The organism is Streptomyces sp. ISL-43, from assembly GCF_018614195.1.
GTDB lineage: Bacteria > Actinomycetota > Actinomycetes > Streptomycetales > Streptomycetaceae > Streptomyces.
In genome coordinates this window covers 1-17,463 of the sequence record NZ_JAGGOT010000048.1, presented here as the reverse complement: position 1 = coordinate 17,463, position 17,463 = coordinate 1, and the positions used below count along the sequence as shown (strand labels likewise).

Genomic DNA, 17,463 nt, shown 5'->3' with positions numbered 1-17,463 from the left:
CATGAGCTTAGAGGCTCACTTGAACATGTTCAAGACGCCCGCCGGCTCGCGCTCCTCGGGTTGCGGCGGCCGTCCGCATGCGGCAGACAAGAGGGAGCAACCGGGGCGAAAAGGGAGATACAACGTGCACGCACCGACACCTCGTCAGGCGCCGCGTCGTCACGCACCGGCCCGTGCGGCCCTCTTCACCGTCCTCGGACTCCTCGCCGCGGCCTGCGGCGCCTCCGGCGACGACGGGCAGACCAAGGGCCCCGCCGCCGAAAGCCAGGAGGTCCACCTCCAGCCCGTGGCCGCCGCCGGCCCCGATCCCTTCACGACCTCCTCCGCCACCGGCGAGTCCGCGCCCGTCCAGCCCCCGCTGCCCAACCCGACCGGCCAGGGCGTCCGGACCGTCAACGCGGCCACCCCCGGCCTGTACGGCGGAACCCAGCGCCTCGGCAGCTGCGACGTGGAAGCACAGGTCCAGTCCCTCACCTCGGACGACGGCAAGGCCCGCGCCTTCGCCGAGGCCGCCCAGGTGGAGCAGGAGGGGATCCCCGAGTTCCTGCGCGGCCTCACCCCGGTCGTGCTGCGCGCCGACACCCGGGTGACCAACCACGGCTTCGCCGACGGCGGCCCGAACGCCTTCCAGTCCGTCCTGCAGGCCGGCACCGCCGTCCTCGTGGACGGCCACGGAATGCCCCGCGTCCGCTGCGCGTGCGGAAACCCGCTGCTCCCCCCGCGCGCCGCCAAGGGGGCCCCGGTTCTCAAGGGCGACCCCTGGACGGGCTACCAGCCCAACCAGGTCATCGTCATCGAACCGACCGTGCAGGTGATCAACAACCTGGTCATCGTCGACATGACCGACAACACCTGGCTCGAACGCAAGACCGGCGACGACGGCGCCCAGGACCGGGCACCGCAGGTGCCGCCCCCGTACGACCCGGCCGCCGGCATCCCCGCAGGGCCCTCGACCCCGCCCGGCACCACGCCGGCCGATCCCTGCCCGACCCCGGACGGCAACAGCCTCGCCCGCACCGCGCCGCCCACGCCCGGCACGTCGAGCTCAGGAGAGGGCCTCGGCCAGAGTCCGGACCCGCGCGCGGCCGACTGTCCGCCGGACGCCCCGCAGAGCGTGCCGAACACCCCGGCGTTCCCCACCCAGCCCCCCTCGGACGTCCCCCAGGGGAACCCCACGGCCCCGCCGCCCGCCTCGGACCTTCCTTCCGACCTGCCCTCGGACCTGCCCACGGACGTCCCGTCCGACCCGGGCATCCCGTCCGACCCGGGCGCCCTGGTGGGCCCCGACGGCGTGTCGCCGCAGCCCAGCGATCAGTACACGCCCACCGACCCGTACGCGGACCCGTACGCCGATCCCTACTCCGTCCCCGACCAGCAGCCCTCGGGCCGGTACGACGGCCAGTATCTGGAGAGCGCCTGACCGGCCCGTGTGTCATGGTGGACCGGTGCCGACCGCCGTATCGCTGCCGGATGACTGGCCCGCACACCCGGACCTGTCGCTCGCGCTGAATCGCATGGGCAGTTTCGACTGGGACCTGGTCACCGGTCTCATGCACATGGACTCCGCCGCCCTCGGCGTCTTCGACACCACCCCCGAGGAGTACGACGGCCGGCCCGAGTCCCTCGCGCCGCGCGTCCCGCCCGCCGAAGCCGTCCGGCTCGACGCCCTGGTCTCCTCCGCCCTCAAGAGCGGTGTCGACAGCTACGGCGCCTACTTCCGCATCCGCTGCAACGACGGCCGGCACCGCTGGACGCACACCCAGGGCCGGGTCATGCGGGGCCCGGACGGCCGGCCGTTCAGGATCATCGGCATCGTCCGCGACGCCACCGAGGAGCTCAGCCACTCGGCCGAACGCCTCGGACTGGACGAGGAGCGGCGCCGCCAGACCTCCGTGGTCGAGAGCACCACCGCCGCGCTCGCGCACGCCCGAACCGTCAAGGACGTCATCGACGCGCTCGGCGACGCCCACGGCCTGGAACGCCTCGGCTCCATGGGCATGGTGATGGGCCTGGTCGAAGCCGGCCGGATCCACCTCGTCGCCGAGGGCCCCCAGGGCAGCTTCGTCCCCGGCACCCGCTACACCCGCATCGACGAGCAGTACCCGATGAGCGAGGTCGTCCGCTCGCTCCAGCCGCGCTTCCTCGACTCGGCGGCCGAGTTCGCCGCCGGCTATCCCGGGCTCTGGGCGAAGATCTCGTACATGGACATCTCGGCGGCCGCGTACCTGCCGCTGATCGCCCAGGCCCGCCCCATCGGCGCGATCGGGCTGCTCTACCAGGACAAGGACGGCTTCACCCAGGACGAACGGAACCTCCTCGTCGCACTCGGCAGCAGCATCGCCCAGAGCCTGCAGCGGGCGATGCTCCTGGAACAGGAACACGACCTGGCGGAGGGGCTGCAGCAGGCGATGCTGCCGCGCCGGATCCCCTCGGTGCCGGGCGCGGAGATCGCCGTACGCTACCGCTCGGCCCGGATGGGCCAGGACATCGGCGGCGACTGGTACGACGTCATCCCGCTGCCCGGCGGCCGGGTCGGCGCGGTCATCGGCGACGTCCAGGGCCACGACACGCACGCGGCGGCGGTCATGGGACAGCTGCGGATCGTGCTGCGCGCCTACGCGGCCGAAGGACACTCGCCGGCCACCGTCATGGCGCGGGCCTCCGTCTTCCTGCACGAACTGGACACCGACCGCTTCGCGACCTGCACGTACGCCGAGGCCGACCTCTCGACCGGCGTGCTGCAACTGGTCCGGGCCGGCCACATCGACCCCCTGCTGCGCACCCGCGGCGGAGAGTGCAGGCGGCTGGTGCTGGAGGGCGGGATGCCCCTGGGGCTGTCCGCCGAGTTCGGACGGCTGGAGTACCCGGTGACGACGGTCGAGATGGGGCCGGGGGAAACGCTTCTCCTGTGTACGGACGGCCTGGTGGAACAGCCCGGCGCCGACCTCGACGACGGCATCCGGCTCCTCGCCTCCCTCATCCGCACCGGACCGGCGGACCTGGCGCACCTCGCGGACCGGCTGTGCGAGGTGGTCGACGACCGGGGTGGCGACGACGACATGGCGCTGCTCCTGCTGCGCCGCGAGGCACAGGACGCCCCGCAGGGCGGCGGCCGCCTCCAGCAGCACGTGGCCCCCGGGGACCCGGAAGCCCTGGTGTCGGCCCGCCACATGATCGGTGCGGCCGTCCGGGCGTGGGGCGCGCGGGAACGGGCCGACGAGATCGAACTGGTCGCGGACGAGCTCATCGTGAACGCCCTGATGCACACGGACGGCCCGGCGATCGTGACGCTGCGCGTCCTGACCGGCCCCGAACGCCGGCTCCGGGTGGAGGTCGAGGACCGCTCCAGCGCCCTTCCCCGGCGCAGGGAGGCGGGCGACTCCGGAGTGTCGGGGCGCGGCCTGATGCTGGTCGACCGGCTGGCGGACGTGTGGGGCGTGGAGCCGCGGGGGAGCGGCAAGTGCGTGTGGTGCGAGTTCGCGATGACCTGATCCCGGGCGGCCGGCGCCGAAAGTCCGTTGCGGGCGCGCGGGCGGTTCGCCGATGATCGGCGGCGATGACCCAAGCAATGGATGAACTCCGCAAGCTGCTGAAGTCCGGCGATCTGCCCGGCGCCGTACGATCGCTGCGCCCGTGTGCCGAGACCCTTCCCCTCGCCGAACTGGCCCAGGCGGTACGGGCCTTGGCCGACGCCGCAGGGTTCAAGGACCTGGCCAAGGCGGCGAAGGCCGCCGCGAAACGGCCGGACGAGCCCCAGGCCCTCTACGACCTCGGATACGGCTGCGTCGAGCACGGCATCGCCTTCCTCGCCGTCGCCCCGCTGCGCGCCGCGCTCGCCCGGGTCCCCGACTCCCGCACGCTGCTCGCCGAGCTCGTCTCCGCCCTGGAGGACGAGGAACGGCACGCCGAGGCCGCCGCGCTGCTCGCCGCCCGCGGGGAGCAGCTGCCCGCCTGGCCCGAGACGTACTTCCTCGCGCACCACACCCTCCTCGCCGGTGACCTCGCCGCCGCCCGTGCCGTCGCCGCCCGGCTTCCCGAGCCCGAGGACGACACCTGGCAGTGGGCCCACGCCCGCCAGCGCCGCATGCTCGACCGCGCCGAACTCGCCGCCACCGCCGGGCCGCTGGACTCCACGGACCTGCGCGGCTGGCAGTTCGCCCTCACCGGCACCCTGCTCGGCACCCTCTCCCCGTACGGCTATGACGCGGGCATGACCGGCCGCTACGCCTACTTCGGCGACTCCCACGACGCCTGCCGCCGGGGCCTCGCCCGCCTCGCCCTCGCCCTGGACGCCACCGGGCGGCGCCCGGCCTCCGTCTCGCTGCTGCCCGGCCGGGACGACCGGATCCTCGGACTGGCCGCCGCGGCCGTGCTCGCGCTGCCCGCCGTACCGTACGAGCCCGGGAGGCCGGACACCCTCGTCGTCGCCTACGACCTCGGCGAAGCGGACCCGAGCCTGAGCGAGCGAGCCGACGGGCAGATCCTGTACGAGCACGCCACCCGGTGGACGGACCCGCCGCCGGTCAGCGCGGACTTCAGCGCCCTGCAGGCCCAGTTCGCCGTCCGGCCGTGGAAGGACGACACCCGGCCCGAGGAGGAGATCGCCCGCGAGGTCGCCGCCGCAGACCCGGCGCCGGACGAGGGTGACGGGGAGACCCCGCCCGACCCCGACGACGCCTTCCGGGCCTACGCCGCGGCCCTCGCGCCGGGCTGGCTCACCGGTCCCCGGGACCGGATCGACTCCAGCGGACCCGTCCCCAGCTCGCGCTTCGCCTGAGGCCACGGCAGGCTGGGGACATGCCCGAGCTGCCGGAGGTCGAGGCCCTGCGGGAGTTCCTCGACGAGCACCTCGCCGGGCGGGTGGTCGAGCGCGTCCTCCCGCTCGCCGTGAGCGTGCTCAAGACGTACGACCCGCCCCTGAGCGCGCTCGAAGGGCAGCGGGCCGGGGCCACGGCCCGCCACGGAAAGTTCCTGGCCATCCGGATCGGCGAGCTCCACCTCGTCACCCACCTCGCGCGGGCCGGCTGGCTGCGCTGGATGGACGACGTCCCGGCGCAGCCGCCGCGCCCCGGCAAGGGACCGCTCGCCCTGCGCCTCGCCCTGGAGGACGGCGGCGGCTTCGACCTCACCGAGGCGGGCACCCAGAAGCGGCTCGCCGTCTACGTGGTCCACGACCCGCAGGAGGTGCCGGGCATCGCCCGCCTCGGCCCGGACCCGCTCGCCGAAAGCTTCGACCGCGAGGCCTTCGGCGCGCTGCTCGCCGGTGAACGGCGGCAGATCAAGGGCGTGTTGCGCGACCAGAGCGTCATCGCGGGGATCGGGAACGCGTACAGCGACGAGATCCTCCACCACGCCGAGGTCTCGCCCTTCAAGCTGGCCGCGTCCTTCGACGAGGCACAGGTGGACCATCTGTACGAGGCGGTCCGCGAGACCCTGGGCGCGGCCGTCGAGCGGGCCCACGGGGTGGCCGCGGGCCGGCTCAAGGCCGAGAAGAAGAGCGGGCTGCGGGTGCACGGCCGGACGGGCGAGCCCTGCCCGGTGTGCGGGGACACCGTCCGCTCGGTGTCCTTCGCCGACTCCTCGCTCCAGTACTGCCCCACCTGCCAGACCGGTGGCAAGCCGCTCGCCGACCGCCGGCTGTCCAGACTGCTCAAGTAGCCGCGCACGGCCCCGCCGGCAGCCCTTAGACTGCCGCCCGTGGCCGAGGAGCAGCAGGTGGAGCCGCCCCGGCGGGAGGTCGTCACCGGGGTTCCGCGCGGTGCCCGCCTCCGGCCGCCCGCGCACACCCCGGCCCGCTCCGAGATCTCCGAGCAGACCACCCTCGGCGCCACCTACGTACGGGCCCTCATGCGCAGCCAGCTCCGCGCCGGACTCTGTGCGCTGGCCGCGCTCGTGCTCCTGGTCGGGTTGCTGCCGCCGCTGTTCCTGCTCCCGCGGGTCGCGTCGGGGCCGCTGGTCTGGGTCGCGCTCGGCGTGCTGGTGTACCCGGTGCTGTGGCTCATCGCCCGCGCGTACGTGATCCGGGCCGAGCGCAACGAGGCCGACTTCACCGGCCTGGTCACCGACCCGGCGGAGGCTCCGGGCCCGCGCCGGCAGGAGTAGCCGCCCCGGCTGCGAGGAGCACCGCTCAGAACAGGTGCATCGCCAAGTGCCCGAGCGGGAGCCCCAGTTGCCAGGCCGGGGTCCAGACGCGGGCGTTCTCGTCCAGGCCCGGCGGGGTGTCGGCGTGGCCGTGGCGCCCGGGGTCGAGGTTGGTGGCGAAAAGTTCCGTGTGGTCCAGCCAGCGCCAGGCCGCGCGGGCCAGTTCCAGGTCCGGGTCCTCGCCGCGGCCGCGTTCGCGGGCCTCCTCGCCCAGGGCCAGGAACCGGGTGTGGACCCAGTCGCGCCACGGGTGACCGTACGCCGTCAGCGACATCCACTCCTCGAGCTGGGAGACGACCCGGATCCCGGAGAGCTCGCCGGCCGCGTCCGAGAGGTAGATCGTCAGCGCGAGCGTGTCGCGCCCGGCACGGAACTCCAGGGTGCTGACCGGGATCAGCCGGCCCGTGCGCAGCAGCTCGTCGGCGATGTACTCCGCGTAGAGCCATGCCATGGGGACCGCCAGCCCGCCCCCGCCGTCACTGGTGCCGTTCGAACCCTCGGGCTGCACCGTTCCACCTTCTCCCGCACGCGTAAGAGCCTTCCCGCCGTCAGCCACGAGCCTTCCTTGCGCGGATCGAGGAGTGGGGGGTGTTTACTCAACTTGAACGGTCCAGTGCCGATTTCGATGCGGTTCATGTCCGGTCTGTGAGCGTTCGGGTCATTCTTTGACCCCCGTCCTACGCGCCGAGGCCGTACCCGTACCCCTGGAGACCTTTGCGCAGGGCGCGCAAGGCGTAGTAGGTGCGGGATTTGACCGTCCCGGCCGGGATGCCCAGCTCCGCCGCGGCCTCGGCCACCGAGCGGTCCTGGAAGTAGACCTGCATCAGCACCTCCCGGTGTTCGGGCCCCAGGGACCCCACGGCCCGCCGCACATCGATGGCCGTCACCGAGCCCGCCACGGCGTCCCCCGGCGCCGGCGCCTGCTCCAGGCCCTCCGGGTCCACCTCCAGCGGCCTCGACAGGCGAGCCCGCCGGGCGTCGATGGCGAGCCGCCGGGCCACCGTGAACAGCCAGGGCCGCAGGGACTCGTGCCCACTCGCCAGGACCTCCGGATGCTGCCAGAGCCGTAGGAGGGTCTCCTGCACGAGGTCCTCCGCGCGCTGCGCGTCCCCGGCCGTGAGGCCCAGCAGGAAACCGAACAGGGCCCTCCCGTGTTCGTGCTGCAGTTCGGCCAGTGCCTCGGGGTCCGTGCGCCGGAGGGTGGGGGCCAGTGTCACGAGAGGCTCCTTCCGGGGGTTTGTTCGGGGTTCCGTTCGGGCTCGACGGATCCACCCTGACCTGCACGGAGCCGCCCGGGAACCGTCCGGCGGAGCCGGTGCGCCCAAGCACCCGGGTCATCCGGTGGGCGGCCGAGCGGGGCGGTGAACGGTCGAACGGCGCGCCGAACGGCCATTGGAGTGAGCCGTCGGCCGATTACGGAGCCGTCTCTTGACTCGCGGCGTCCCTTTCTATGGATTGGCAGTTGATCGGTTAGTCGTACTTATTTGAGGAGAGCCGGGACAGATGACCGCACGCACCCGCCACGCCCTCGCACTCCTGTCCGCCGTCGTGCTCGCGGCCGTCGCCGGCTGCTCCGCCGGCGGGGACCCCGCACCGGCCCGCCTCGCCGGCTCCGGGGCGGCGCAGGCGCCGTCCGGAGCTCCCGGATCCACCACGGCCCCCGCCGCGAAGGGCTTCACCCTGGTCGCGAGCGGCGACGTCCTGCCGCACGAGTCGGTCATCCGGCGGGCGGCCTCCGACGCGGACGGCGACGGGTACGACTTCCGGCCGATGTTCTCCGGGGTCAAGCCGGTCGTCTCGGCCGCCGACCTGGCCATCTGCCACATGGAGACCGTCTACGGGCCGGACGGCGGGCCGTTCACCGGCTACCCCGCCTTCCAATCGCCGCCCGAGATCGCCGACGGACTGAAGGACGCCGGGTACGACGGCTGCTCCACCGCCTCGAACCACACCCTCGACGGCGGCGCCGCCGGGCTGAAGCGCACCCTCGACGCCTTCGACAAGGCAGGCCTGAAACACGCGGGTTCGGCCCGGACGGCGGCCGAGGCGGGCACCGTGACGATGTACACCGCCGGATCGGCGAAGGTCGCGCACCTCGCGTACACCTACGACACCAACGGCTACCCGATGCCCGACGGACAGCCCTGGGCCGTCAATCTGATGGAGGAGGAGAAGATCGTCGGGGACGCGCGGGCCGCCCGGAAGGCGGGTGCGGACGTGGTCCTCGTCAGCCTCCACTGGGGCACCGAATGGGAGACCGAACCGGACGAGAAGCAGCTCGCGCTCGGCAAGGCGCTGACGGCCTCGCAGAGCGGAGGCCGCCCCGACGTGGACCTCATCCTCGGCACCCATGCCCACATTCCCCAGCCGTACGAGAAGGTCAACGGGACCTGGGTCGTCTACGGCATGGGCGACCAGGTGGCCGGCGAGATGTTCAACTACACCGGGGCCCGGGACATGCGAGGCAACTACGGCTCCATCGGCCGCTTCACCTTCGCGCCGCCGGCCGCCGCCGGGCAGCGCTGGCAGGTCACCAAGGCCGAGTTCGTCCCGCAAATGATGGACCTCGGAGCCGGGCGGGTCGTCAACCTCCCCGCCGCCCTGGCCGAACACCCCGGCCGCGAGGACTACGAGAGCGCCCGGGACGCCATCACCGAGGCCGTCCTCAGCCGCGGCGCGGCCAAGGACGGACTGACGGCGGCGAAGTAGCCGGCGCGGGGTCCGGCGTGCGGGCCGCGCGGGAAACCGTGCCCCCCGCGCCGCCCCCGCGCCGCCTCCGGCCACGGCCCTCCGGGCTAGGGCACCACCGTCACCGGCCAGCGGCCCGCCTTCACCAGGCGGACCGCCACCGAGCCGACGATCCGGTGCCCGGCCTGCTCCGACGCCCCGACCACCACGGCGTCCGCCTTCAGCTCATCCGCCGCACCCACCAGGCCGGAGTACGGATCACCGCGGAAGGTGTGGAACTGCCAGCGGACGTCGTAGACGCCCCTCAGCCGCTCCGCCGACTCCCGGATCTCCGCCACCAGGCCCTCTGCGATCTCCTCGGTGGCCTCGCCCACCGGCGCGCCCAGCGAAGCCCCGGCCGCCATCACCGGCTGGACGTACACCAGCGCCAGCAGCGCGTTCTGCCGCCGGGCCAGCCCCGCCGCGTACGCCGCCGCGCGCAGCGAGGACTCCGACCCGTCGATCCCGGCGAGGATCACCTTCGGGCCGTCCGTACCGCGCTCGAATCCCGTGTTCACGTGCCCTGTCACCTTTCCGAGGCTAAAGGTTGGCCCGTAATCCCCGGTGGATCAGCGCGCGGCGTCAGATGCGGTGCCTCGCAAGGCGGAGGGGCGTCCGCATACCGGGCGTATTCGAGCGCTCCGACAACGCGGCGAGGTGCCGTAGCTGTCGTCGTGCGCCCGCCGGGGGTTACGGGACAGCCCTTAACCTCCTCGACGCGCGAACGGGCGCAGCCCTCCCTACAGTGCGAATCATGACTGCCACCGTGGAGGAGACGCGCGGAACCCGGAACCGGATGCTGAACCGAGTGCCCGACGCCTTCGGCGCGTTTTTCGGAACACTGGGACTGTTCTGCGCCCTGCTGGCGGTCTCCCCGACACTGCGGCGGCTGCTGAGGCACGTCGTGCGCTTCCTGGACCTCTTCATCGTCCCGGTCAGCGAGAACCTCGCCTACGCCGTGTTCCTCTTCCTCCTCGCCGCCGCACTGGGCATGCGCAAGAAGGTCGCCTGGTGGATCGTCGTCACCTATCTGGCCCTGCTCATCCTGGTCAACCTGCTGGTCATCGCGGGCGGCTACGAGGTCATCGGCGGGGTCTCCCTGGGCATCGCGGTGGCCGCCCTCGCCCTCCTCGTCGCCGCCCGCAAGGAGTTCTACGCCGCCTCCCGCCCCGGCGCGCTCTGGCGGGCCATGCTCGTGCTGGGCCTCGGCCTGCTCGCCGCCGTCTTCCTCGGCTGGGCCCTGGTAGCGCTGTTCCCCGGCACGCTCCCCAAGGGGCAGTGGCTGGACTGGGCCGCGAAGCAGGTCTTCGGCGGGCTCTTCTCGGCCCGCCAGTTCGACGGCCGCCCGCCCCGCCCGCTGTACTTCCTGCTCGGCCTCTTCGGCGCCCTCGCCCTGCTGAACGCCGCCGCCACCCTCTTCCGCTCCCAGCGGCTGACCGCCGCCCTGCACGGAGACGAGGAGCCCCGCATCCGCGCCCTGCTGGGCGCCTACGGGCGGGCCGACTCCCTCGGCTACTTCGCCACCCGCCGCGACAAGGCCGTCGTCTTCGCCCCCAACGGCAAGGCCGCCGTCACCTACCGCGTCGAGGCCGGCGTCTGCCTCGGCAGCGGCGACCCCGTCGGCGACCCGGCCGCCTGGACCCCCGCCATCGACGCCTGGCTGGCCGTGGCCCGCCGCTACGGCTGGCAGCCCGCCGTCATGGGCGCCTCCGAGGACGGCGCGACCGCGTACGCCCGCTCCGGACTCAGCGCGCTGCAGCTCGGCGACGAGGCGATCCTGCACGTCGCCCACTTCGACCTCGACGGGCGCGACATGCGCGTCACCCGCCAGGCCGTCAACCGGGTCAAGCGCACCGGAGCCACCACCGTCATCCGCCGCCACTCCGCCCTCTCCGAGGACGAGATGCAGATGATCGTGGACCGGGCCGACAAATGGCGCGACACCGAGACCGAACGCGGTTTCTCCATGGCCCTGGACCGCCTCGGCGACGCCGCCGACGGGGACTGCCTGCTCGTGGAGGCCTTCGACGACAAGGGCGAACTGATCGCCCTGCTCTCCTTCGTCCCCTGGGGTAAGGACGGGATCTCCCTCGACCTGATGCGCCGCGACCGCTCCGCACCCAACGGGGTCATGGAGTTCATGGTCGCCGAGCTCTGCGCCGCGGCCCCGGGCCTGGGCGTGCGCCGGATCTCCCTCAACTTCGCCGTCTTCCGCTCCGCCTTCGAGGAGGGCGGCCGGATCGGCGCCGGCCCCGTCCTGAAGCTGTGGCGCAAACTGCTGCTGTTCTTCTCCCGCTGGTGGCAGCTGGAGGCGCTGTACCGCTCGAACGTCAAGTACGGCCCCGAGTGGTACCCGCGGTTCCTCTGCTACCAGGACGCCGGCTCGCTCGCCCGGGTCAGCCTCGCCTCCGGCATCGCCGAGGGCTTCGTCTCCGTACCGAGCATGCGCACCCTGTGGGGCAACGGGCACCCGCGCGGGCTCACCGCACCCGCCAACACCGCGGGACTGCCCTCCATCGACTCCCTCGGGCTCGAACTCGTGGGCGAGGAGGGCGAGGCGGCGCGGGCCGAGCGACTGCCCGAACAGGTCCGGGTCCGCCACGACAAGCTGGCGCGGATCCGGGCCGGCGGCACCGACCCGTACCCCGTCGTCATCCGCCGGCGCACCCACACGGTCGCCGAGCTGAAATCGGCCCACCCGGGCTGTGCGTCCGGCTCCCGCACCGGCTCGCCGGTCACCGTCGCAGGGCGCGTGATGGTCGTACGCGACCTCGGCGGCGTGGTCTTCGCGGTCCTGCGGGACTGGTCCGGCGACGTCCAGCTGATGTTCACCCGGGACGAGGCGGGCGCCGGCATCCTCGACTCCTTCACCTCCCAGGTCGACTTCGGCGACCACGTCGTCGCGAGCGGCGAGGTCGGCGCCAGCAAGAGCGGCGAGCTGTCCGTGGTCGTCGACTCCTGGCAGCTCACCGGCAAGTGCCTGCGCCCGCTGCCCGACAAGCGCAAGGGTCTCGCCGACCCGGAGGCACGGGTCCGGCGGCGCTACCTCGACCTGGTCGCGAGTTCCGAGGCGCGGGACGTCGTACGGGCCCGCTCCAGCGCGGTCCAGGCCCTGCGGCAGGGGCTGCTGGACCGGGGCTACCTGGAGGTCGAGACCCCGATGCTCCAGCAGATCCACGGCGGCGCCAACGCGCGGCCGTTCCGCACCCACATCAACGCCTACGACCTCGACCTCTACCTGCGCATCGCGCCCGAGCTCTACCTGAAGCGGCTGTGCGTGGGCGGCATGGAGAAGGTCTTCGAAATGGGCCGGACCTTCCGCAACGAGGGCGTCTCCTACAAGCACAACCCCGAGTTCACGATGCTGGAGGCCTACCAGGCCTTCGCCGACTACGACGTGATGCTCGACCTGACGCGCGAGCTGATCCAGGGCGCCGCCACGGCCGCTTTCGGCTCGCCCATCGCGCACAAGGCGGGCAAGGACGGGAAGCTCGTCGTCCACGACATCTCCGGTCCCTGGCCGGTCAAGACGATGTACGGGGCGATCAGCGAGGCGCTGGGCGAGGAGGTCGACGCCGACACGGAGGAGCACGTGCTGCGGCGGCTGTGCGACCGGGCCGCCGTGCCGCACACGCCCGACGACACCCGCGGCGACGTGGTCCTGGAGATGTACGAGCGGCTGGTGGAGGAGAAGACCAAGCTGCCCACCTTCTACAAGGATTTCCCCACCGACGTCTCCCCGCTCACCCGCCAGCACCGCAAGGACCCCCGGCTCGCGGAGCGCTGGGACCTCGTGGCCTTCGGGACCGAACTGGGCACCGCCTACTCGGAGCTGACCGACCCCGTCGAGCAGCGGCGCCGGCTCACCGCGCAGTCGCTGCTGGCGGCTGGCGGCGACCCGGAGGCGATGGAGATCGACAACGACTTCCTGGACGCGCTGGAGTACGCGATGCCGCCGACCGGCGGGCTGGGCATCGGCGTGGACCGCCTCGTCATGTTCCTCACGGGTCTGACGATCCGCGAGACGCTGCCGTTCCCGCTGGTGCGGCGCGGGTGACCTGCCGGACGGACTGTGCGCTGACCGGGTGAGGGGAAGAGGGCGCGTCCGCGCCCCTCGACATCTGCGGCGATGTCGTTGATACGTAGTAGTAATGAAAAATGACGAGCCGACAGTAGGGCGACGCGTGCTCCTGCGCTCCGCCGTCTTCCTCGGAGTCGCCGCCGCCGCGGGAATGCTGACCGGCGGCGAGCCCGGCCTGCCGGGCTCCGGGCCGGCCGCCGGCCTCGGGGCCGGCGGCGAACCACCCTTCGGGCCGGGGCCCGGCGGAGCCGCCGGGCCCCGGCCCCTCGCCGGAGCCCCCGCCGTGCGGCCGCTGAGCCCGCGCGGGTCCTCGTACCGGCTCCAGCCGATGACCTCCGAAGGCACCCCGGAGTGGGCGCCCGTCGCGAAGCCCACCGTACGGACCCGGCCGATCCTGGAACTGCAGCCCGGCGCGAGTACCGCGAATGCCATGACGCTCACCTTCGACGACGGCCCCGACCCCCGCTACACCCCGGGCATCCTCGACACCCTCGCGCGATACGGCGTACGGGCCATGTTCTTCGTCTGCGGGGAAATGGCCACCGACAACCGGGACCTGCTGCGCCGGATGGTCGCCGAGGGCCACGTCATCGGCAACCACACCTGGACCCACCCGCTCATCCCCAAGCTCAGCCGGCCCGCCCTCGCCTCCGAGATCGGCCGCACGAGCGAGGTCGTCATGGAGGCGGTCGGCGAGGCGCCGCTGTGGTTCCGGGCGCCCTACGGGGCCTGGAACCGGGCCGCCTTCGAGATCGGCGCGGAGCTCGGCATGGAGCCGCTCGCGTGGACCCTGGACACCCTGGACTGGAAGGAACCGGGCACCACCACGATCGTGTCGCGGGTCCTGAAGGCGGCCGGGCCCGGCGTGATCGTGCTGAACCACGACGCCGGCGGGAACCGCTCGCAGAGCGTGCAGGCGCTGGCGACCTACCTGCCGCAACTGCTGGGGCGGGGCTACCGGATGACGCTGCCGGCACTGCCGCCGCGCTGAGGATCCCCGTCCGGCGCGGCGGCGGCCTCCGTCCGCCGTCGCCGCCCGCCGTTCCTCCGATCGGTCAGCGGGCCTCCACCATCCGCGCGAAGACGACGACGTTGCCGTCGTAGCCCCCCGCCTTCGAGTAGCCGCCGCCGCATGTGATCACCCGGAGCTCCGGGTGCCCGGTGTCCCCGTACACCCGGGATCCGGGGAACGCGTTCTTGGCGAAGACCTCCACGCCGTACACCTCGAACACCGCCGTGCGCCCGTCGTAGCGCGCCACCTCGATCCGGCTGCCCTTGCGGACCGCGCCCAGGCCGAAGAAGACCGCGGGGCCCTGCGCGTTGTCCACGTGGCCCACGATCACCGCCGAACCCTGCTGACCCGGCGAGATGCCGTTGAGGTACCAGCCGGCCAGGTTCCGCTCCTGCGGGGGCGGCGCGTCGATCCAGCCCTGAGCGTCCAGCCCGACCGTCATCACCGGCGCGTCCACGCTGATCGACGGAATGCGGACGCGCTGCACCGACGAGTGCTCCAGCACCTCCAAGTCCGGCGGCGGCATGGGTGGCTCGGCGGGCATCCGGTCGGCCTGCGACCCGACGGTCGCCGCCGCTCCGACGGCCGCCGCGGCGGCCGGCTGCGGGGGTCCGGCGTCGACCTCGGCTCCGTTGCGCATCATGGCGAGGCCGGTGAGCATGACCAGCGCGATCGCGCCCCAGGGGGAGCGCTTCCTCGATGGCCTCTCACTCTCGTCCTCGGTCATGGTTCTCCCTTCCCGACGCGGGGGTCCCGACCCGCGTTCTTGTTCCCACCCCTGTACGCCCTACTTCACGCACGCTAAGGCGGTGTGCGCGGGACGGCGATCGGGGAAGGGCGAACGGGTGGTGGGGCCGGAAGGGGTGCGCCCATCCAGGTAATCGTCATATAAATGCCTGACGGGTCGTGACCTGCAGATCCGTCAGCAAACGCGTCCGCCCCTCGGCGTGTCGCTCAATCTTGCGGCCCAAAGCCGGAAATGCGCTGGTTGCGCACCGCAACGAGGGTTCGTGATGGGACGCGTTCTCGTCGATTTGCCCGGGCCACCGCTCCGGGGCGCTTCCCGCTGGAGGTTCCACCATGCGTGTTCTCCGCGCTCTTACCGTGACCGCGGCTGCCTGCGCCGCGATCGGCCTCAGTGCTCCGTTCGCCTCCGCGAACTCGGGCGGTCCGCCATCGGGCGGAAACGGTGGGCCGAGCAACGTCACGGTCAACCCGTACTCCGTGCACCAAGGCGCCTCGATGCAGGTCAGCGCGGCCGGCTGCGGCCGTGGCGGGATCGTCTTCTCGCACGGCAACTTTCCGCAGACGAACCTGTCGGCCGGCTCCATCGGGTTCGCGACCGTCCGGATCTTCAACCACGCCTCGCCAGGCAACCACACGCTGTCCGTCAAGTGCCACGACAGCAGCCTGGTCGCCACGCACCGCTTCACGATCCTGCAGGGCAACGGCGCCCAGGGCGGCCTCGGCGGCTCCTTCGGCCCGTCCGCCACCGAGACCGCCATCGGCGCGGGCCTCGTGGGCGCCGCGGCCCTGGGCGCCGGCGCCCACGTGATCCGCCGGCGCCGCCCGATCCGCGGCCGGGCCTGACCGGCGGTTGGGTGGAGCGGTGCGGGAACCGAGGGGGAGGGGGAGGGGGGTTTTGCCGGGGCGCCGGGTCGCGGCGCGAGTCAGTGGACGCGGCGGATGTCGCGGCGGCGCAGGGCGAAGCCGAGGCCGACCAGCCCGCCGAGGACGAGCCCCGCGCCGGCGCCGAGCTCCATGGGGTCCAGCCCGGCCACGCTGCCGCCGAGGCCGCCGCGGACGCCGAGGGCGGTGCCGCGCGAAGCTCCCGTACCGGTACCCGCACTCCTGCCCGTGCCCGCGCTCGTGCCGGCGCTGGAGCCCGTACGGGTTCCGGCGGTGGAGCTGGTGGTGGGTCTGGTGGTGCCGCCCGCGATCGTCAGGTCGGCCGAGCCGGTCTCGCCGTTGCAGGTGAAGGAGACGGAGTACAGGGCTCCGCGCCGGGCGTCCCGGTCCACGGTGACCCGTACGGTCTTGCCCCGCTCGATGCTCACGGTGTCGAAGACCCCGGAGGAGGCGGTGGCGAAGGCGGCGTTGCAGCCGGTGACGGACAGCACCACCTGGCCGCCGGGGGCGACCGTGGAAGGGGTGAGGGTGAAGCCGAAGGAGGTGATGGGCGCCGCCTCGGCGGCGCTCGCGACGGGCGCGGCGACCGGGCCGAGTACGAGGACCGTGCTCGCGGCGGCGGCGCCCAGCCGGGCTATGGGGGACGTTCGTATCGCGCCCATGGTTGATTCTCCGGATCCCCGAGGAGCAGCCGCGGAACGGTTTCCGCACGTGGGGGGTCGTGCGCCTCGATGTCCGCCACGCTAGGCGCGGGCACGGTGACCCGCGATCAGGAACGGGCGAATGGGTCATGGCACTGGGCCGAACCGGGGACGGGATGCCCGTCCCCGGTTTGCCGGGCGCCGCCGGGGAAACGAGGCGTCAGCCGTGCAGGCCCAGATGCGGGAACTGCGCGAGGAACGGCTCGGCGGTGGCGGCGATGCCCCGGCCGAAGGGGGCGTCGAAGTCCCAGATGAGGAACAGCAGGAAGGCGATCAGCGCGCTGAAGAGGCCCGCGAGGAGCAGTTCCCGGAAGGAACGCCTGATCTGCAGGGTGAAGATCAGCCCCACTGTCACCAGGGCCCCGGCGATCAGGCCGAACCAGACCACCCCGGGCATGGTGGCCCCGGCGCTCTGGCCGCGTGCGCTGCGTGCGTCGTCGACCACGGCGACCTGGTCCACGAGCGGCTGGTAGGCCTGGCCCTCGTGGTCGGTCTGCGGTTCGTAGTCCGTCACGTCGCGGCGGATGCGTTCCAGCAGTTCGGCGCCGCGGTCGGTGAGGTTGCCGCTCTCCGCCATCTCCTTCCATTCGGTGTCCACGACGAAGGTCACGTAGGCGTCCACGTCGGACCGGATCTTCTTGCGCACGTCGGCCGGGTAGACCTCGGAGCGGACGCTGATCTCGTGCAGCGCCTGCGACTCCTGGCGTACGTACTCCTGGGCGGCGCCACGGCCTTCCCAGACGCCGGCGATCGCCAGGCCCAGCACGATCGCGTAGATCACGCCGATCATCATCGTCATGTACTCGATGACGTCCGGGGTCTCGCTGGGATCGTCGTCCTCGCCGATCCGGCGCTGGTTGAAGAAGGCGATGGACAGCACCACGGCACACGCGGCGGCCATCGCGAGGGACAGGACGAGCCATTCCGACAAGATGACTCCAGATTTCTAGCGCGGGCGCAGCGCGATGATCGCGACCACGGCGGGGGCGGCGGTCATCAAGGTGAAGGCGACCGGGGAGACGTGGTGTTCGACCGGCTTGCGGGCCGACGCGTGGTAGGTGGGGCGCGCGACCGGCTTCTTGGGCGCGGCCGCGGGGACCACCGCGGGGGGCGGGGGCGCCGGCGGGGCCGGCTTCGGGACGGTGGGTGCCTTGGGCGGGACGGGCGGGGCC

General features: G+C 72.9%; 15 protein-coding genes and 1 pseudogene. 9 read left to right on the top strand and 7 right to left on the bottom strand.

Going from position 1 to position 17,463, the window contains the following annotated elements:
• The first annotated feature begins 124 nt into the window (after positions 1-124).
• The 5 genes from J7F03_RS26335 (at position 125) to J7F03_RS26315 (ending at position 6,102) form a co-directional block, all read left to right on the top strand.
• The gene (locus tag J7F03_RS26335) at positions 125-1,420 is read left to right on the top strand and encodes a DUF6777 domain-containing protein (protein ID WP_214953656.1); all 1,296 of its coding nucleotides are present in this window, start codon (positions 125-127) and stop codon (positions 1,418-1,420) included.
• Between the two features lie 7 nt (positions 1,421-1,427).
• Complete coding sequence (locus tag J7F03_RS26330) at positions 1,428-3,491, top strand: SpoIIE family protein phosphatase (RefSeq protein WP_214953654.1); 2,064 nt, start codon at positions 1,428-1,430, stop codon at positions 3,489-3,491.
• Positions 3,492-3,556: 65 nt separating this feature from the next.
• The gene (locus J7F03_RS26325; RefSeq protein WP_214953652.1) at positions 3,557-4,777 is read left to right on the top strand and encodes a hypothetical protein; all 1,221 of its coding nucleotides are present in this window, start codon (positions 3,557-3,559) and stop codon (positions 4,775-4,777) included.
• Positions 4,778-4,797: 20 nt separating this feature from the next.
• Complete coding sequence (locus J7F03_RS26320) at positions 4,798-5,658, top strand: Fpg/Nei family DNA glycosylase (protein WP_214953650.1); 861 nt, start codon at positions 4,798-4,800, stop codon at positions 5,656-5,658.
• Between the two features lie 39 nt (positions 5,659-5,697).
• Entirely contained in the window at positions 5,698-6,102 is a 405-nt protein-coding gene (locus J7F03_RS26315; RefSeq protein ID WP_214953648.1) for a hypothetical protein, read from the top strand.
• 25 nt (positions 6,103-6,127) lie between these two features.
• Here the strand turns inward: J7F03_RS26315 and J7F03_RS26310 are convergent, their stop codons facing one another.
• Both J7F03_RS26310 and J7F03_RS26305 read right to left on the bottom strand, forming a co-directional pair.
• Positions 6,128-6,649, bottom strand: coding sequence for a hypothetical protein (locus J7F03_RS26310; protein WP_374104394.1), 522 nt, complete (start codon positions 6,647-6,649; stop codon positions 6,128-6,130).
• Between the two features lie 169 nt (positions 6,650-6,818).
• Positions 6,819-7,358, bottom strand: a complete 540-nt coding sequence (locus J7F03_RS26305; RefSeq protein WP_214953646.1) for a sigma-70 family RNA polymerase sigma factor — start codon at positions 7,356-7,358, stop codon at positions 6,819-6,821.
• A 286-nt stretch (positions 7,359-7,644) separates the two neighbouring features.
• Between J7F03_RS26305 and J7F03_RS26300 the strand changes: the two genes are divergently transcribed.
• Entirely contained in the window at positions 7,645-8,850 is a 1,206-nt protein-coding gene (locus J7F03_RS26300; RefSeq protein ID WP_214953644.1) for a CapA family protein, read from the top strand.
• Between the two features lie 86 nt (positions 8,851-8,936).
• Here J7F03_RS26300 and J7F03_RS26295 read toward each other — a convergent pair whose 3' ends face one another.
• Entirely contained in the window at positions 8,937-9,398 is a 462-nt protein-coding gene (locus J7F03_RS26295; RefSeq protein ID WP_214953642.1) for a universal stress protein, read from the bottom strand.
• A 224-nt stretch (positions 9,399-9,622) separates the two neighbouring features.
• Between J7F03_RS26295 and lysX the strand changes: the two genes are divergently transcribed.
• Both lysX and J7F03_RS26285 read left to right on the top strand, forming a co-directional pair.
• Positions 9,623-12,925 carry a bifunctional lysylphosphatidylglycerol synthetase/lysine--tRNA ligase LysX gene (gene lysX, locus J7F03_RS26290; protein WP_214953640.1) on the top strand — a complete coding sequence of 1,101 codons (3,303 nt, stop codon included), beginning with the start codon at positions 9,623-9,625 and terminating at the stop codon, positions 12,923-12,925.
• A 94-nt stretch (positions 12,926-13,019) separates the two neighbouring features.
• Positions 13,020-13,940, top strand: coding sequence for a polysaccharide deacetylase family protein (locus tag J7F03_RS26285; RefSeq protein ID WP_251072518.1), 921 nt, complete (start codon positions 13,020-13,022; stop codon positions 13,938-13,940).
• A 64-nt stretch (positions 13,941-14,004) separates the two neighbouring features.
• Here J7F03_RS26285 and J7F03_RS26280 read toward each other — a convergent pair whose 3' ends face one another.
• Positions 14,005-14,688 (bottom strand): class F sortase, encoded by a 684-nt coding sequence (locus J7F03_RS26280; RefSeq protein WP_214953638.1) that lies wholly within the window; start codon positions 14,686-14,688, stop codon positions 14,005-14,007.
• 353 nt (positions 14,689-15,041) lie between these two features.
• On the opposite strand from J7F03_RS26280, the gene J7F03_RS26275 reads away from it, so the two are divergent.
• Complete coding sequence (locus tag J7F03_RS26275) at positions 15,042-15,551, top strand: hypothetical protein (RefSeq protein WP_214953636.1); 510 nt, start codon at positions 15,042-15,044, stop codon at positions 15,549-15,551.
• Positions 15,552-15,631: 80 nt separating this feature from the next.
• Here J7F03_RS26275 and J7F03_RS41370 read toward each other — a convergent pair whose 3' ends face one another.
• The 3 genes and pseudogenes from J7F03_RS41370 to J7F03_RS26260 all read right to left on the bottom strand — a co-directional run.
• Positions 15,632-16,252: a hypothetical protein gene (locus tag J7F03_RS41370; RefSeq protein ID WP_251072517.1), complete on the bottom strand. Its 621-nt coding sequence runs from the start codon at positions 16,250-16,252 to the stop codon at positions 15,632-15,634.
• Positions 16,253-16,451: 199 nt separating this feature from the next.
• Complete coding sequence (locus J7F03_RS26265) at positions 16,452-17,222, bottom strand: DUF4239 domain-containing protein (protein WP_214953634.1); 771 nt, start codon at positions 17,220-17,222, stop codon at positions 16,452-16,454.
• Positions 17,223-17,237: 15 nt separating this feature from the next.
• A pseudogene (locus J7F03_RS26260) lies at positions 17,238-17,463 on the bottom strand (hypothetical protein); the annotation flags it as partial.

What these genes read in the sequence shown, in the direction of transcription:
- J7F03_RS26275 (WP_214953636.1), top strand. Translation starts at nt 15,042, where the DNA reads ATGCGTGTTCTCCGCGCTCTTACCGTGACCGCGGCTGCCTGCGCCGCG.
- J7F03_RS26285 (WP_251072518.1), top strand. Translation starts at nt 13,020, where the DNA reads ATGAAAAATGACGAGCCGACAGTAGGGCGACGCGTGCTCCTGCGCTCC.
- J7F03_RS26280 (WP_214953638.1), bottom strand. Translation starts at nt 14,688, where the DNA reads ATGACCGAGGACGAGAGTGAGAGGCCATCGAGGAAGCGCTCCCCCTGG.
- J7F03_RS41370 (WP_251072517.1), bottom strand. Translation starts at nt 16,252, where the DNA reads ATGGGCGCGATACGAACGTCCCCCATAGCCCGGCTGGGCGCCGCCGCC.
- J7F03_RS26325 (WP_214953652.1), top strand. Translation starts at nt 3,557, where the DNA reads ATGACCCAAGCAATGGATGAACTCCGCAAGCTGCTGAAGTCCGGCGAT.
- lysX (WP_214953640.1), top strand. Translation starts at nt 9,623, where the DNA reads ATGACTGCCACCGTGGAGGAGACGCGCGGAACCCGGAACCGGATGCTG.
- J7F03_RS26320 (WP_214953650.1), top strand. Translation starts at nt 4,798, where the DNA reads ATGCCCGAGCTGCCGGAGGTCGAGGCCCTGCGGGAGTTCCTCGACGAG.
- J7F03_RS26300 (WP_214953644.1), top strand. Translation starts at nt 7,645, where the DNA reads ATGACCGCACGCACCCGCCACGCCCTCGCACTCCTGTCCGCCGTCGTG.